The 241-nt window shown below is 55.6% G+C and carries 1 pseudogene; it reads left to right on the top strand.

Features of this window, described 5'->3' with window-relative positions:
• A pseudogene (locus BN358_RS23950) lies at positions 1 to 241 on the top strand (Bcr/CflA family drug resistance efflux transporter); the annotation flags it as partial.

The raw sequence follows: 241 nt of genomic DNA, 5'->3' as shown, positions 1-241 counted from the left end.
TTACATCACCGCGACGCCTTTCGTTTACATCGAATATTTCCACGTGTCGGCGCAGCATTACGGCTTTCTGTTCGCGTTGAACATCGTCGGCATCATGTTCGGTAACTTCATGAATACGCGTCTCGTCGGGCGGCTGGGTTCGTTGCCCATCATTTCGTTTGCCGCGACCGTGAGTTGCATTGCGTCGCTGTTCGTCTGTCTCGTTTCGCTCACCGGGTGGGGCGGCCTCTGGTCGATCGTA

Origin of the sequence: Sedimentibacter sp. B4 (genome assembly GCF_000309315.1) — a bacterium.
GTDB classification, from domain to species: Bacteria; Bacillota; Clostridia; order Tissierellales; family Sedimentibacteraceae; genus Sedimentibacter; species Sedimentibacter saalensis.
The sequence above is the reverse complement of the archived record's forward strand: the minus strand, read 5'-3'. Positions and strand labels throughout refer to the sequence as shown.